11 protein-coding genes and 1 pseudogene are annotated in these 15,086 nt (G+C 68.6%); 3 read left to right on the top strand and 9 right to left on the bottom strand.

The genetic code is table 11. The annotated features are described in order from the left end of the window. Positions 1–275, top strand: a pseudogene (locus ACFE7U_RS05580) (GTPase HflX); the annotation flags it as partial. 149 nt (positions 276–424) lie between these two features. Here the strand turns inward: ACFE7U_RS05580 and ACFE7U_RS05575 are convergent. The 6 genes from ACFE7U_RS05575 to ACFE7U_RS05550 all read right to left on the bottom strand — a co-directional run bounded on the left by ACFE7U_RS05575 (position 425) and on the right by ACFE7U_RS05550 (position 7,538). Further along, positions 425–997: a fasciclin domain-containing protein gene (locus ACFE7U_RS05575; protein ID WP_375408740.1), complete on the bottom strand. Its 573-nt coding sequence runs from the start codon at positions 995–997 to the stop codon at positions 425–427. Positions 998–1,199: 202 nt separating this feature from the next. Next, on the bottom strand, positions 1,200–2,159 hold the full coding sequence (locus tag ACFE7U_RS05570; protein ID WP_375408739.1) for a transporter: 960 nt from the start codon (positions 2,157–2,159) through the stop codon (positions 1,200–1,202). Positions 2,160–2,705: 546 nt separating this feature from the next. Further along, positions 2,706–5,657 carry an excinuclease ABC subunit UvrA gene (uvrA, locus tag ACFE7U_RS05565; protein WP_375408738.1) on the bottom strand — a complete coding sequence of 984 codons (2,952 nt, stop codon included), beginning with the start codon at positions 5,655–5,657 and terminating at the stop codon, positions 2,706–2,708. A 168-nt stretch (positions 5,658–5,825) separates the two neighbouring features. Then, positions 5,826–6,227 (bottom strand): response regulator, encoded by a 402-nt coding sequence (locus tag ACFE7U_RS05560; protein WP_375408737.1) that lies wholly within the window; start codon positions 6,225–6,227, stop codon positions 5,826–5,828. Between the two features lie 114 nt (positions 6,228–6,341). Continuing rightward, on the bottom strand, positions 6,342–7,145 hold the full coding sequence (locus ACFE7U_RS05555; RefSeq protein WP_375408741.1) for a Crp/Fnr family transcriptional regulator: 804 nt from the start codon (positions 7,143–7,145) through the stop codon (positions 6,342–6,344). Positions 7,146–7,295: 150 nt separating this feature from the next. Then, positions 7,296–7,538: a hypothetical protein gene (locus ACFE7U_RS05550; RefSeq protein WP_375408736.1), complete on the bottom strand. Its 243-nt coding sequence runs from the start codon at positions 7,536–7,538 to the stop codon at positions 7,296–7,298. Positions 7,539–7,765: 227 nt separating this feature from the next. On the opposite strand from ACFE7U_RS05550, the gene ACFE7U_RS05545 reads away from it, so the two are divergent. Further along, positions 7,766–7,987, top strand: a complete 222-nt coding sequence (locus ACFE7U_RS05545) for a hypothetical protein (protein ID WP_375408735.1) — start codon at positions 7,766–7,768, stop codon at positions 7,985–7,987. Between the two features lie 164 nt (positions 7,988–8,151). Here ACFE7U_RS05545 and ACFE7U_RS05540 read toward each other — a convergent pair whose 3' ends face one another. From ACFE7U_RS05540 to ACFE7U_RS05530, 3 genes are all read right to left on the bottom strand, one after another. Next, positions 8,152–9,198 carry a hypothetical protein gene (locus ACFE7U_RS05540; RefSeq protein ID WP_375408734.1) on the bottom strand — a complete coding sequence of 349 codons (1,047 nt, stop codon included), beginning with the start codon at positions 9,196–9,198 and terminating at the stop codon, positions 8,152–8,154. Positions 9,199–9,239: 41 nt separating this feature from the next. Continuing rightward, positions 9,240–12,341, bottom strand: a complete 3,102-nt coding sequence (locus ACFE7U_RS05535; protein ID WP_375408733.1) for a penicillin-binding protein 1A — start codon at positions 12,339–12,341, stop codon at positions 9,240–9,242. 194 nt (positions 12,342–12,535) lie between these two features. Then, complete coding sequence (locus ACFE7U_RS05530) at positions 12,536–14,170, bottom strand: ABC1 kinase family protein (protein WP_375408732.1); 1,635 nt, start codon at positions 14,168–14,170, stop codon at positions 12,536–12,538. A 266-nt stretch (positions 14,171–14,436) separates the two neighbouring features. On the opposite strand from ACFE7U_RS05530, the gene ACFE7U_RS05525 reads away from it, so the two are divergent. Beyond that, a complete protein-coding gene (locus ACFE7U_RS05525; RefSeq protein WP_375408731.1) occupies positions 14,437–15,081 on the top strand; it encodes an MBL fold metallo-hydrolase in 645 nt (214 codons plus the stop codon). The last annotated feature ends 5 nt before the right edge of the window (positions 15,082–15,086 follow it).

Raw genomic sequence — 15,086 nt, 5'->3', positions numbered from 1 at the left:
CCCCGGTCCTCGTCTCGGCGGTGACGGGGGAGGGCCTGTCGGCACTGACGAGCCGCATGGAGGCGCGGATCGCACGGCATCGCTCGACCTTCGCGGTCGTGCTGCCGCCCGAGGATGGCGGCTCCCTGCACTGGCTGTACGAGAATGCCGAGGTGCTCGACCGGCGCGAGGAGGAGGGCGGCACGATCCACCTCGCCATCCGCATCGCCCCGGAGAAGGAGCCGCGCTTCCTCAACCGGTTCGACGGGGCGAGGCGGCTGAGCCGGGCAGGGTGAGGCACCGTGACCCTCCCCCCTCTGCGGGGGAGGGTGGTCGCGGAGAGACCGGAGAGGGATGCGACGCTTCCGGATAAGTCGCTCCCCTCATCCGACCCGCTTCGCGGGCCACCTTCTCCCACAGAGGGGAGAAGGTGTTTGTGGGCGCCTTACGGCGTCAGCACCGAGTTCACGACGTGGATGACGCCGTTGGACTGCATCACGTTGGCGGTCGTGACGGTGGCGGTGCCGCCCTTGGCGTCTGTGACGTAGACCTTCTTGCCCTTGGTGGTGACGAGAAGCTGTCCGCCATTGGCGGTCTTGAGCAAGGCCTCGCCGTTGCCCTTCTTGACCTCGGCCATCAGGTCCTTGGCGGTGTAGGTGCCCGGGACCACGTGATAGGTGAGGATCGACGTCAGGGTGCCCTTGTTCTCGGGCTTGACCAGGGTCTCGACCGTCCCGGCCGGCAGCTTGGCGAATGCGGCGTTGGTCGGCGCGAACACCGTGAACGGTCCGGGCCCCGACAGGGTCTCGACAAGACCGGCGGCCTTCACGGCGGCGACGAGGGTGGTGTGGTCCTTCGAATTGACTGCGTTCTCCACGATGGTCTTCGAGGCATACATCGGGGCGCCGCCGACCATCGGGTTCTTGGCGAGCGCGGCCACGGGCAGGGCGGCGCCCACCGACACGGCGAGGGCGAGGGCGGCCAGATTGGAGGCCAGGGAGCGACGGGCATTGGTCATCGTGGACGTATCCTCATGGTCAACCCCTTCTCGGGGCGATGGGCTGCTTTACGGGGCAGCCGCCAGGAAGGTTTCATCCATGTTAGGATTTGCACGCACGACCCGTGACGACGTTCCATGAAAAAAGCCGCCTGACCCCGGAGGGTCAAGCGGCTCTTGTCGAGGCGGGCCGGGACGCTGATCGCGCCCCGGGTCGCTGTTCTCAGTACTTGCGGATGATCGGAGCAGCAGATGCGACCGGGGTCGGCGAGTACAGCGGCACGATCAGGCGGCCCCAAAGTTCGGTGGTCTCGCTACGCCGAACCGCCGTAGCGACGGTGCGAGCGGCATAGAACTGCGCCGTAACGGGTCCGAAGTCGTAGCCGATGAGACCACCGAGCGAGAAGCTGCCGCGGTTACCAAAGGCAAGGCTGTTGACACTGGTGTCGAGGTTGGCGGTGCCGTAGCCGATGGCGCCGATCTCGAACTTGCCGAACTTCTTCGTCGCGGTGAGGTCGAGGTTCAGCGAGTCGGAGATGATGAACGGTCCGCGGGTACCGAAGAAGTTGTTGCCGCCGAAGGTCGCCGGGGAGTCGTAGAAGTTGCCGGTCAGGTTGGCGGTCAGGTTGTAGCCGTCACCGGTGTAGCTGATCGCGATACCGGCGCGGTAGGTGTTGGAGGCCAGCTGCGGCAGGACCGGCGTGGCGAAGGTGGTGCCGGCGTTGTTCACGAGAACGCCGCGATCACCATTGAGGTCGTTCAGGTAGACACCGCCGAGCAAGCTGACGCCGACGTTGCCGCCGAGGTCGAATGCCCAGATGCCGCCGACGAAGGTGCCGACGTTGATCGACAGATCGCGGGAACCGTTCGGGCCGCTGTTCTTACCGAAGGCGAACACGGTCGGGGGAGCGACGAGGAGCTCGACGCGGCCACCAAACGGAACGAACGGGGTCGACCAGACGAGGACCGGAACGTTCACGCCGACATCGACGGCTCCCGGAGCGGTGTTGCGGTTTTGGCGGTAGAGGAATGTGTCCAGGGCATAGATGCCCTCCGGCAGCGGAGCACCGGTGGCGAGGCCGACCTGCTCACCCGGAACGGTCGTGGTCTGAGCGAAAGACGCCGTCGCAGTCATGCCAACGGAGAGCGCCACCGCTCCCGCGGCGAGCCAATTCTTCAACATTTTCTCTTTTCCTTCCCAAGGATTTCAGGCGTCCGCGACGCAGCCTTACGCACCATCCTGCCGGTCCACCGCTTGATCGCGGCATGATTTGCAGGTGATCCGTGGCCCCCCATTGCGGCCCCAAGTCGCGTCTCAACGCTGAGAACTATTCTACAGGTTCGTGGTGAATGACAGAGGGATGCTCGCCAACGAGGCAGTTCCAAATCGACCGTTGCGCAAAAGTCGCAATTTGGCTGCACTGCAGTGAAAGGATCTGTTAAGAACTAGGAGCTCCTCCCGGCGCGCTCGTCTTGGCCTCGTCCGCAGATCCTCGGGAGAATAACGCAATTTACTCAATCGCTTGGTTGCGGAGCCTCAAGCGGGAGCAATGCGCAATCCAGCTTGGATCCTTGCGCAAGTGGAACCGGGCGCCGATGCGTCGGTCTTTGCCGGGAGGGCGGCGCACACCGGGCCGGAGACCGGCAGGCGCGCCCGAATCAACGGGAACTCGGCGTTCGGCGGGGTGATGCCGCCACGCGGCGTCAGGGCCGGGGCCGGGGCACGACGCTACTTGGCCGAGGCGCGCACCTTCGCGGCCGGCGCGATCAGCGGGCGGCGCGCCAGCACGTCGCGCAGGAAGCGGCCGGTATGGCTCGCCTTCGACTTGGCAATCTCCTCGGGCGTTCCCTCGGCCACCACCCGGCCGCCGCCGTCGCCGCCCTCCGGCCCCATGTCGATCACCCAGTCGGCGGTCTTGATGACCTCGAGGTTGTGCTCGATCACCACCACGGTGTTGCCCTGGTCGACGAGCTCGTGGAGCACCTCCATGAGCTTCGCGACATCGTGGAAGTGCAGGCCGGTGGTCGGCTCGTCGAGGATGTAGAGGGTGCGCCCCGTGGCGCGCTTCGAGAGCTCCTTCGACAGCTTTACCCGCTGGGCCTCGCCCCCCGACAGGGTGGTGGCCTGCTGGCCGACCTTGACGTAGCCGAGGCCGACCCGCGCCAGGGTCTCCATCTTCTCGCGGATCGAGGGCACGGCCTTGAACAGGTCGGCGGCCTCCTCGACCGTCATGTCGAGGACATCGGCGATGGAGCGCTCGCGATACTTCACCTCCAGGGTCTCGCGGTCGTAGCGGCGGCCCTTGCAGACGTCGCAGGTGACGTAGACGTCGGGCAGGAAGTGCATCTCGATCTTGATGACGCCGTCGCCCGAGCAGGCCTCGCAGCGCCCGCCCTTGACGTTGAACGAGAATCGCCCGGCCTGGTAGCCGCGCGCCTTGGCCTCGGGGAGCCCGGCGAACCAGTCGCGGATTGGCGTGAAGGCGCCCGTATAGGTGGCCGGGTTCGAGCGCGGGGTTCGCCCGATCGGCGACTGGTCGATGTCGATCACCTTGTCGAGGTGCTCCAGCCCGTCCAGGCGGTCGAAGGGCGCGGGGTGCTCCATCGCCCCGTTCAGGTTCTTGGCCACCGCCTTGTAGAGCGTGTCGATGATGAGCGTGGACTTGCCGCCCCCCGAGACGCCCGACACGCAGGTGAAGGTGCCGAGCGGGATGTGGACGCTGACCTCCTTGAGGTTGTTGCCCCGCGCGCCGACTAGCGTGAGCCGGCCCTTACCCCCCTTGCGCCGGGCGGTCGGCACCCGCACGCTCATCTCGCCGGTGAGGTACTTGGCGGTGAGCGAGGCGGGGTTCTTCAGGACCTCCGCCGGCGTACCCTGCGCGATGATGCGGCCGCCGTGGATGCCGGCTCCGGGGCCGACGTCGACGACGTAGTCGGCCTGCAGGATCGCGTCCTCGTCGTGCTCGACCACGATGACCGAGTTGCCGAGGTCGCGCAGGCGCTTGAGGGTGCCGAGCAGGCGCTCGTTGTCGCGCTGGTGCAGGCCGATCGAGGGTTCGTCGAGGACGTAGAGCACGCCGGTGAGCCCCGAGCCGATCTGCGAGGCGAGGCGGATGCGCTGGCTCTCGCCGCCCGAGAGCGAGCCCGAGCCGCGCGCCAGGGTGAGGTAGTCGAGCCCGACATCGACGAGGAAGGTGAGGCGGTCGCGGATCTCCTTGAGAATGCGGGCGGCGATCTCGTTCTGTTTCGGCGTCAGCTTGTCGGACAGCTTCGAGAACCAGCGGTGCGCCTCGCGCACCGAGAGGGCGGTGACCTGTCCGATGTCCTGCATCGTCACCTTGACCGCCAGAGCCTCGGGCTTGAGGCGCTTGCCGGTGCAGGCGGCGCAAGGAGTCTCGCTCATGAACCGTGAGATCTCGTCGCGGGAGGCGTCGCTCTCGGTCTCCTTGTAGCGGCGCTCCAGGTTCGGGATCACGCCCTCGAAGGGCTTGTTGACCGCGTAGGCGCGCAGGCCGTCGTTGTAGGCGAAGCGGATCGAGTCCCGCCCCGAGCCGTAGAGCACGACGGTGCGCGCGCTCTCGGGCAGAGCCGACCAGGCGACGCCGGTCTTGAAGCCGTAATGCTCGGCCAGCGCGTCCAGGGTCTGCCCGTGATAGGGCGAGGTCGACTTCGCCCAGGGGCCGACGGCGCCGCGCTTCAGGCTGAGGCGCGGGTCGGAGATCACGAGTTCGGGGTCGATCCGCATCTCGTGGCCGATGCCGCCGCAGGTCGGGCAGGCGCCGAAGGGATTGTTGAAGGAGAACAGGCGCGGCTCGATCTCCGCGATGGTGAAGCCTGAGACCGGGCAGGCGAAGCGCTGCGAGAAGGTGACTTCCTCGGGCTGCTCCCCCTCGGCGGCCTCCGCGTGGGCGATGAGCGCGATGCCGTCGGCGAGTTCGAGGGCGGTCTCGAAGGAATCGGCGAGCCGGGCCGCGATATCGGCCCGCACCACGATGCGGTCGACCACGACGTCGATGTCGTGCTTGAGCTTCTTGTCGAGCTTGGGCGCATCGTCGATGGCATAGTACTCGCCGTCGACGCGCAGGCGCTGAAAACCCTTCTTCTGGAACTCGGCGATCTCCTTGCGGTACTCGCCCTTCCGGCCACGGACCACGGGCGCCAGCAGGTAGAGCCGCGTCTTCTCCGGCATGGCGAGCACGCGGTCGACCATCTGGCTCACCGTCTGGCTCTCGATGGGCAGGCCGGTGGCGGGCGAGTACGGGATGCCGATCCGCGCCCACAGCAGGCGCATGTAGTCGTAGATCTCGGTGACCGTGCCCACCGTGGAGCGCGGGTTCTTCGACGTCGTCTTCTGCTCGATGGAGATCGCCGGCGAGAGCCCGTCGATCTGGTCGACGTCGGGCTTCGACATCATCTCGAGGAACTGGCGCGCATAGGCCGAGAGCGACTCGACGTAGCGGCGCTGGCCTTCCGCGTAGATCGTGTCGAAGGCGAGCGACGACTTGCCCGAGCCCGACAGGCCCGTGAACACAACGAGGCGGTCGCGCGGGATCGTCAGGTCGATGTTCTTGAGATTGTGCTCGCGGGCGCCGCGCACCGAGATGACGCGGGCGTCGCGGGCGCCATCGAACATCTTCTCGATGTCGGCGGCCTGCTTCGCGGCGGCTTTGGCTTTGGCCATGAGGTCTCTTCGGGGAGCGCGCAGCGGTGACGGATCGGCCCTCGTGCAGCCGAGCTAAAGACAGCCGACGCCTCGGGTCGACCACGCAGCCTTGCTAGAACGAAAGCGGTACATCGGCAACCGCACCCGGACAGCATGCCGCGGGGGCCTGTCCGACCTCCGGCCACGTCAGTGTTCGCCCAACCCGATCAGGGCCTCGATCTCGGCCAGGACGGTCCGAGGCGTGAACGGCTTGGCGATGAAGCGGGCGCCATCGGGAAGATCGCCGGGGGCGGGGGTGGCGACGCCGGAGATCACGACGATTCCGACATCGGGCCAGCGCTCGGCGACGGTGCGGGCCAGGGCCAGCCCGTCGAGCCCGCGGGGCATCTGGACGTCGGTGACGAGGAGGCGGATGCCCGGATGGCGCTCGAACTGGCGCAAGGCCGTCGTGGCGTTCCAGGCCTCAAGGACCGAAAACCCCGCCACGCTGAGGAGATCGGCCGTCTCCATCCGGATGACGGTCTCGTCCTCGACCACGAGGGCGAGGATCGACGAGGAGCGGAGGAGGCGGTCGAGGGGCTGATCCATCCCTGCCTTAAGCGTCCAGCGACCGATCGGTTCAGCCTCGTGCGATCCAACGGACGGGACAGCCGCGGAATCGTGCCGAACCGGCTCGGCGGGTCGCATCGGCGCAACCTCGCGTCAGACCACTTCCGGCGCCCGGGTCGGCTCGTCGTCGGGGGGCTGCGTCGGCGGGTCGAGGGCGACGAGCCGGCCGGACGGGCCGTAGACCGCGCCGAGCACGTCCTCGTAGTGCTTGGCGACGACGCCGTGGCATTCGCAGGCCACCTCCTGCATCGCCGTGCGGTTGAGGATGGTGATGCGGCCGCGGCCGACCTCGATCAGGCCCTGCTGCTGCAGCGTGCGCAGGATGCGGGTGAGGTAGGTCCTCTGCACGCCGAGCATCGCGGCCAGCAATTCGTGCGTCACCGGCAGGACGTCGGTCCCGATCCTGTCCTGAAGGGTCAGGAGCCAGCGCAGGCAGCGCTCCTCGATCGGATGGAGGGCGTTGCAGGCCACCGATTGCAGCACCTGCGCGAGCAGGCAGTCGGAATAGCGGGTGAAGAGGTTGCGCACCGTCGCGGACCGGCGCTTGGCATCCTGGAGCCGGAGCGCGTCGATGCGCAGGACCGGGCCGCCGATCTGGATCACCGCCGTGGTCGAGGCCGGGAGGCAGCCATTGCTGACCACGCCGCCGACCGCGCCCTCGCGGCCGATCGTGGCCGTCTCGGCGCTGCGCCCGTCGCTCATGGCGATGATCAGGGTCGCCACGGTCTGGTCGCAGGGAAACGAGATGAACGAGACCTCGGCACCGGCGACGAACAGCGTCTCGCCGCGCTGGTAGCGACGGACCTCCATGTGCGGAGCCAGCAGGCCGCGATCCTCCGTCGTCAGCGACTTGAGGAGGAGGTTGCCGTCGAAGAGTGGCTGGGTCGCGGGCGGCATGGCTTGCGATGCGTTCACTGTGCACCTCCCGCCTTAGCTTATAGCTTGGCCGTTCGTCCGTCGACTTGTAGACAGTAACCGAAACAATCTTGTCATGTGAGCGATGATTCCGGGTGAACCGCCCCGCTTCCATCAACGTCGGCTAGGAACTCAGCCCTGTCCGGCCTCTTGCCCCTCGCCGATGCAATCGAGGGCGCGCTCCACGGCCGTGACGGCGTCGAGCAGATTCTGGACCGTACGCTCGACCTCGCGGGTCGGGCGGCCCATCTGCGCGGCCCGCGCGCTGAGGTCCTGGAGCTGATCCAGGAGCGCGAACAGGTCGTCGGCCACCGCCACGACGTCGACGCGCGTCTCGGGGGCCTCAGGCCGTCGGAAGGGAACTACGTTGCTCATCGACGCCATCTGCGCGCAAAGGTCGGCGGAAGACCAGACCGGCAAGCCGTTCTGTCCCGGGAATAGTGCCGGCGACGGGCGGCGACGTGACGCCGTGGTCTATTTTGCGTGGCTCCGCCACCTCACTTGCGCAGGAACCGTCGACGTCCCGTTCATCATGCGCTTGACGCGAGCCGTCCCACGGCATCACGACGGCTGACCACCGAACAGCCGGGAAACCCTTCGCGATGCGCCTGCGCCCCCTCATCCTCGCCGCCGCCCTGTGCGGTGGCCTCGCCGCCTGCAACAGCACCGATACGAGCCCGAGCGGGCGCAGCGCCCTGTCGGACACCTTCGACACCAACAACTACCGTCAGTCGAGCAATACCAACGGCACCCAGACCCGCCGCGACGTGAACCGCCAGTACACGGCGCCGAACCTGCCTTCGATCATGTTCCGAGGGAACTGAGAGCCGCTCGGGACGACCCGGGATCGTCGCGTCCCTTTCGCCCTGCCCCGGACGCCCGGAGCGAAGCGGAGGATGATCCGGGAGCTAGCGCCGGAAGGGCCGCGGTCGCGGCCCATGATGGACGGTGCGGCCGATCCCATCGGGCATGCGCCGACCGGTCCGGCTCAGTTCTTCGCCAGGGCCTCGGCGAAGGCAGCGAGCCGGTTGCGGGCATAGACCGGCAGGCCGGCGCTGATCGACGTGCCGGTGTTGAAGGACGAGTTGCCCATCAGCACCTGGGCCGGCAGCAGGTTCTTGAGAACCGGGACGCGGGCGTATTCCTGCTTGCGCTCCAGCACATCGGCCTTGATCGCCAGGGCCATGTAGGTGGTGACCACGCTTTTCCCCGGCTCGCCCGGCACGGGCTGGACCACGGCCAGGAACTTGCCGAAACGCAGGATCTGGTTGACCCAGAAGATCGTCTGCTCGAGGCCGCCCGCCACCGGCGCGTCGATGCCGGTCAGGGCGGTCAGCCCCGCCGCCTCGGCCGGGGGCAGGATGCGCAGCTCGCTCTGGAACGAGACGAACTCGGCGACTTTCTTCGAGGCGCCGTCCTCGAGCCTGTTGGCGAGCTTCACGCCCAGCGGCAGCTTGCCTTCGAGATCGTAGCGCGACTCGATGCAGACGGTGCCGGGCGCGCACCAGGGCCGGTCGGGACGCTTGGCGAAGGCGGCGGCCGGGTCCTTGGTCGGGGTGACGTCGGCGGGGCTCAGCGCCTTGTGCCGGATCACCGGGTCCATCTTCGAGACGAAGGCGAGGGTGGCATAGCTCGACAGGTCGACCGCCTCGGGAGCCTTGGGCAGCACGAAACGCCCCTGCGCCACGTAGACCTTGAGCGTCTCGTGGCGAGGCTTCGACACGCCGTTGACGGTGATCGTGTAATCCGGCTCCGCATAGGCCGGGTAGGGGGCAAGCGCCGCGCGCTCGGCCGGCCGCGCCTTGCCCCAATCGAGATAGGGAATGAGCCCGCTCTCGGGGTTCGCCGGGGTGTCGCGGTGGTCGGTGAACAGGATCGTGCCGGGCTTGAGGGCGGAGAGCCCCGCCGCATTGATCGAACCGACATCCTTGATGCGCTCGGAGAGGGCGGCCGGGGTCGGCATAGGCTGCTGGGCGGCGGCGGGATCGATCAGGAGAACGCCGAGAAGAAGGGTCGCGGCAAGCTGCGTGTGCACGTCGGTGCCTCGGGTTTTCGCGATGGAAGGAGAGGCGGCGCTCAGTAGCGCGGGTCGCCGCCGAAGAGATAATCGGGGTCGCGCCGGCGCGGCCTCGGATAGGCCTCCTCCTCGCCGAAGGGCGAGCGCTGCGCGCCGGGCCAGGGCTGATAGGTCTCCGCGTCACGCCGGCCGCGCAGCGCCGAGCCGCGCCCGCCGAAGGGATCGAGCGGGTCGGCCTCGGCCCGGCGCCGCGGTGCCGGGATGCCGAGGATGTCGTCGTCGGGGTCGGCGCCGGCATCCGGGGCGGTGTCGACGCCCTCGAGATCGCCGTCCTCGGCATCCGGGCGCATGGCGGTGCGGGTCTGGCCGGGCACCAGACTGTAGCGCGTCTCGGCCATGCGGCCGTCCCTGACCCGGAAATGCTCCATGACGCCGCCATCGGCGAGGGGCTCGCCCGAGCGCGCATCGACCGGCAGATCGACGAGGTAGGGCCGGGATGCCGCCGATGGGGGCGCCAGCGGCGTCTTGGCGACACCGTTGGCCCAGGCGGCCTGGAAGATGCTGCCGGCGATCGGCACCGCCACGTGGCCGCCGGTCTGGCCGCGTCCCAGCGTTTTGCGGGTGCCGTCGGCGTTGTCGTAGCCGACCCAGACCACCACCGTGACCTCGTTGGAGAAGCCAGCGAACCAAGCGTCGTTCTCGTTCTCGGAGGTGCCGGTCTTGCCCGCGACGGCGCCCGAGACGCGGGCCAGGGCGGCGGCCGTGCCGTGATGGGTCACGCCCTGCAGCATGGTCTTGAGCTGGTAGAAGGCGATCCCGTCGGCCGAGCCGATCCGCACCGGCTCGCGGGGGGCACGCTGGTAGAGCGGCTTGCCGTCGCGCTCCACCGCCTGCAGAACGTGGGGGGCCGGCCTCGCGCCCTCGTTGGCGATGGCCGCGTAGAAGGCGGCGAGATCGAGCATCCGCACCGGCTGGCTGCCGAGGACGAACGGGTAGTAGCGCTCGCATTCGGCGTAGAGCTGGGCCTCAAGCGCAAGGTCGCAGATCCGCTGCAGGCTCGCCGGAGCGGACGACGCGATGCCGCCCTGCAGCAGGCGCGCGGTGACGAGGTTCTTCGAGAATTCGAGGCCGCGGCGCAGGGTTGTCGCCCCCGAGCCGCCGCCGTCGTAGTTCTTGGGCGACCAGGAATCGCCGAGTCCCCCGATCGGCGGCAGGGTGACGGGGGAGTCGAGCACCAGGGTGTTGGGCTGGAGGCCAGCGTTGAGCGCGGCCAGATAGGTCAGGGGTTTGAGGGTCGAGCCCGGCTGGCGCACGGTCTGCGTCACGCGATTGAGCTGGCTCACCGGATAGGAGAAGCCCCCGGCCATGGCGAGGATCGCCCCGGTGCGGTTCTCCAGCACCACCGCGGCGCCCTGCACGACCGGACGGACGCGGATCTCGGCAACGAGCGCTTTGGCGGTCGGCGTCTTGCCATTGGCGCCGCGCAGCTTCACCCGCACCACGTCGTAGGCCTGAAGTCGTCCGCGCGCCGGCCCGGGATCGAGGCTCGCCGTGCGGCCGTCGGCGAGGCCGACCTTCACGGCGCCGCGACCCGGATCGAGCACGACGGCGAGCGGCCAATGAACGTCGTAGAGCACCGGCCGCGCCGCCTCCAGGGCACGCTGCCAGGCGGGTTTCTGCGCAGGGACCTTAGGGTCCGTGGATTTCGATTCGCCGGTCTTCGCATCGGCTCCCTTGGCCCCGCGCGCGGCCTTGCTGCCGGCAGGCTTGGTCACCGGAGCGCTGGCCGGAGGCGGCGTCACCGTCGCGACCTTGGATTCGCCACCGACGAGGAGCGGCACGCCGTTGACCATCGGTGGCGTTGCGCTCCCGCCCTCCAGCTTGCGGATGCTCTCCGCGAGGTTGAACTCCGGACCCTCGTAGACCTGGCGTCCGGTCGCACGCTCGTAGTTGGCGAGCCCGTCCTGCAGGGCGGACTCCGCGGCCCGCTGCAGGCCGGCATTGATCGTCGAGCGCAGGGTGTAGGAGGCGGCGGTGAGCGATTCGAGGCCCGCGAAGGTGCGTGCCTCGCGGGCGAGGTGGTCGACGACGTAGAAGCCGGAATCGCGTCGCGTCGCCTCGGCCGGTGCGAGGCCGAGCGGCGCGTTGGCCGCCTCGGCGAGTTCCGCCTCGGTGATGACGCCCTCGTCCTTCATGCGGGCCAGCACGTAGGCGCGCCGCTCGCGCGCACGGTCGGGGTACCGGTCGGGGCTGTAGAAGTTCGGACCCTTCGGCATGCCGGCGAGCAGCGCCGCTTCCGGCAGGGTGAGCGCGCCCACCGACTTTCCGAAATAGCTGCGCGCCGCCATCTCGATGCCGTAGGAGCCGCGGCCGAGATAGATCGCGTTGAGGTAGAGCCCGAGGATCTCAGGCTTGCTCAGGATGCGCTCGAGGCGCGCCGCCACGATCATCTCGCGGATCTTGCGCTCGTAGGTGACGTCGTCGCCCACCATCAGGTTCTTGACCACCTGCTGCGTGATGGTGGAGCCGCCCGCCGGACGGCCCGGCGAGGCGAGGTTGGCGATGAAGGCGCGGATGACGCCGCGTTCGTCGATGCCCTTGTGGGTGTCGAAGCGCTTGTCCTCCGCTGCCACGAAAGCCTTCTGGACGCGCGCCGGGACGGTGGCGATCGGCACCACGAGGCGCCGGCCGTTGGCCTCAAAGGTCTCCGAGAAGCGTTTTCCCGCCCGATCGAGGATCAGGCTCACGCCGGGGAGCTTGGGGTCCTTCCACGTCTCGGCCGTCGGCAGGTCGGCAGCGGCCTTGTTGTAGAACGCGATGACGGCGGCCGCGTCGAACGGCGAGTCCTTCGGGCTCTCGCCCTTGCAGAACTGGCGGTAGCTCGTGTTGAGCTCACCGATGTCGAGCCCGTGCAGGATCTTCGGGGCCGACGCGCCCGCCACGGCCGAGGGGTCCTCCATGGCCGTGGAGATGAGGTCGTCGAGGTTGATGTCCTCGATGTCGAAGGCCTTGCGCATATGGGCGCAGCCATCGCGCAGGATCTGCACCACCTGCGGCCCGTCGGTCGCCGGATCGAACTGCGTCTTCACCGCGTCGGGCCGGGTCGTGACCTGGCTGAGCGTCAGGGCCGTCGCGAACAGCTTGATCAGGATGATGTTCATCGAAGGCGCGCGGGACCAGGCATGTCAGGGGGGCGCTCAGGAGACTGCGCCCGAGCCGATGAATATGCGATGCACAAGGCGGCTGTTTTGTGGAGGTGCGGCGCCTCCCTTGGTCATTCCAGGCCTGCGAAGCAGAGCCCGGAATGACCGACGTCGCGTCACGACGTCTCTGCCGCAAGACGGTGCCCGCCCGCCTACTTGTTCCGTCCCAGCAGGACCAGCCAGCCGATCCCGATCACGAACACGCCGATCCCCACGGTGATGAAGGCCGGGGTGCCGAGATCCATGAAGCGCGGCGCCAATTGCGTCGCGAAGGCTGCCACGATCAGCGCCACCGCGACGCGCGCGGCCGCCCGCTCGATGCCGCGAGTCAGCTTGTCGATGCCCTTGACCTCGATCTCGACGGTGACGCGGCCCTGCTTCAGGCGCACCAGCATGAGGTGGATCAGGGTCGGCAGCTCGGAGGCCGCGCCGAACAGGCCGGCACCCACCGCCTCGACCTTGCGGGTCAGGCCCTTGATCGAGAACTGCGAGGCGAGCCGCTTCTTCACGGTGGGGCCGGCGGCGGTGAAGAGGTCGAATTTCGGGTCGAGCTGGCGCATCACGCCGTCGGCCGTCACCAGCCCCTTGAACAGGATGGCGAGATCGGTGGGCATGGCCAGGTCGTTCTCGCGGGCCATGGTCATGAAGTCGGTGAGGAGGTCGCTGAAGTTCAGGGCCGCCCCGGCATGGCGGTTGATGAAGGCCTGCGACGAGCCTTCGAGCTTGGTGAGATCCGGGTTGCTCGAACCGGTCCAGTCGAGGAGCACCGCCATCAGCCCGTCGGCATCCTCCTTGAGCATGGCGCCGATCAGCATCAGGAGCTGGGTCCGGCGGCGCTCCGACAGGCGGCCGATGATGCCGAAATCGATGAAGCCGATCCGGTCGCCGGTCATCGCCAGCATGTTGCCGGGATGCGGGTCGGCGTGGAACACGCCCTCGATCAGCGCCATCTGCAGGAAGGCGTCAGTGCCCTTCTGGGCGAGCAGCACCTTGTCGATCCCGGCCGCGTCGAGGCGGGGATGGTCGTTGGGCGGGATGCCGTGGATGAATTCCTGGACGAGGACCCGTTCCGAGGTCCATTCCCAGTGGATCTTCGGGACGACGACGTCGTCGCGCTCGGAGAAGATCGCCGCGATGGTCTCGCAGTTGCGCGCCTCGTTGATGAGGTCGAGCTCGCCGTAGAGGCCGCCGGCGAGGTGGCGCATCTGCTCCTGGGGCTGGTAGCGCCCGAATTCGGGCCACTCGTCCACCACGATGCGGGTGGCATGCGCCAGGAGGCGCAGGTCGGCCTCGATGACCTTGCGCAGGCCGGGGCGCAGGACCTTCACCACCACTTCCTCGCCGGTATGCAGGCGGGCGCGGTAGACCTGTGCGATAGAGGCCGAGGCCAGCGGCACGGTGTCGAACTCGGCGAAGACCTCGTCCGGCGTGCCACCGAGATCCGCCTCGAGCTGCGGCCGGATCCGCTCCCACGGCACCGGTGCCACCTGGCTGTGGAGCCGCGCCAGCTCGTCGGTCCATTCCGGGGTCAGCAGGTCGGGCCGGCTCGCCAGGATCTGCCCGAGCTTGACGAAGGTCGGCCCCAGGGTCTCGATAGCGCGCCGGACCCGCTGGGGCTGCGACAGCCGGGTGATGTCCACCCGCGGTGCTTTGCGCTTGGCGAAGCGGGCGACGTGCGCGATGCCGAGGCGATCGACCACCTTGTTGACGCCGTAGCCGATGAGCACGGCCGTGATCTCGCCCAGGCGCTGGCGGTCCCGGGCGGCGACGAAGGCGGTTCTCAGCATGACGGCAAGGGTCTACCCCGGTTGGCGTTTCAAGGGAACGAGGCGGAGGGGTAGGGGAAAGCGGCGCCCCGGACCGATCTCGAGCGTCCCCTTCCTCTCCGCCCGCTAACGGGCAGGCGAGGCCGAAGTTTGGCGGTCGGCTTTTTCCTGACGCCCGATAGGGACGGAGTCGCACGGGCGCGCGTCCCGCGCTAGAGAGGCTGTCATCCGCGCCGAAGGGCGCCTTCCCCGCGCCCGACGGCGCCTCTTCGAGAAAAGCGGTCCCGATGCCAGGTACGCCCCGCGCCGGAATCATCCCGGTGACGCCCTTCCAGCAGAACTGCACCCTGATCTGGTCCGACGAGACCAAGGTCGGCGCCGTGGTCGATCCCGGCGGCGACCTCGACCGGATCGTGGCGGCGATCGCCGACCAGGGCATCACGATCGAGAAGATCCTGCTCACCCACGGCCATATCGACCATGCCGGCGGCGCCGACGAATTGCGGGACCGGCTCGGCGTGCCGATCGAGGGTCCGCACGAGGCCGACCGCTACCTCCTCGACAGCCTGCCCGAGACGGGCGCCAATTACGGCCTCGACGGCGCGCGCGCCGTGACGCCGGACCGCTGGCTCGTGGGGGGCGACATCGTCGAGGTCGGCGGGCTGATCTTCGACATCGTCCACGCCCCTGGGCACTCGCCGGGCAGCGTCGTGTTCGCGAGCCGGGACGCGCGTTTCGCCCTCGTCGGCGACGTGGTGTTCAAGGGCTCGGTCGGCCGCACGGACCTCCCCGGCGGCAGCCACGACCAGCTCATCCGCGCGATCAAGGAAAAGGTCCTGCCGCTGGGCGACGACATCGCCTTCATCCCCGGCCACGGCCCGACGAGCACGCTGGGCGAGGAGCGGCTGACGAACCCGTTCCTGCAGGATTGAGAGAA

It is taken from the genome of uncultured Methylobacterium sp. (assembly GCF_964251405.1).
GTDB lineage: Bacteria > Pseudomonadota > Alphaproteobacteria > Rhizobiales > Beijerinckiaceae > Methylobacterium.
Note: the sequence above shows the minus strand (reverse complement) of the source record. Positions and strands in the feature narration are given on the sequence as shown.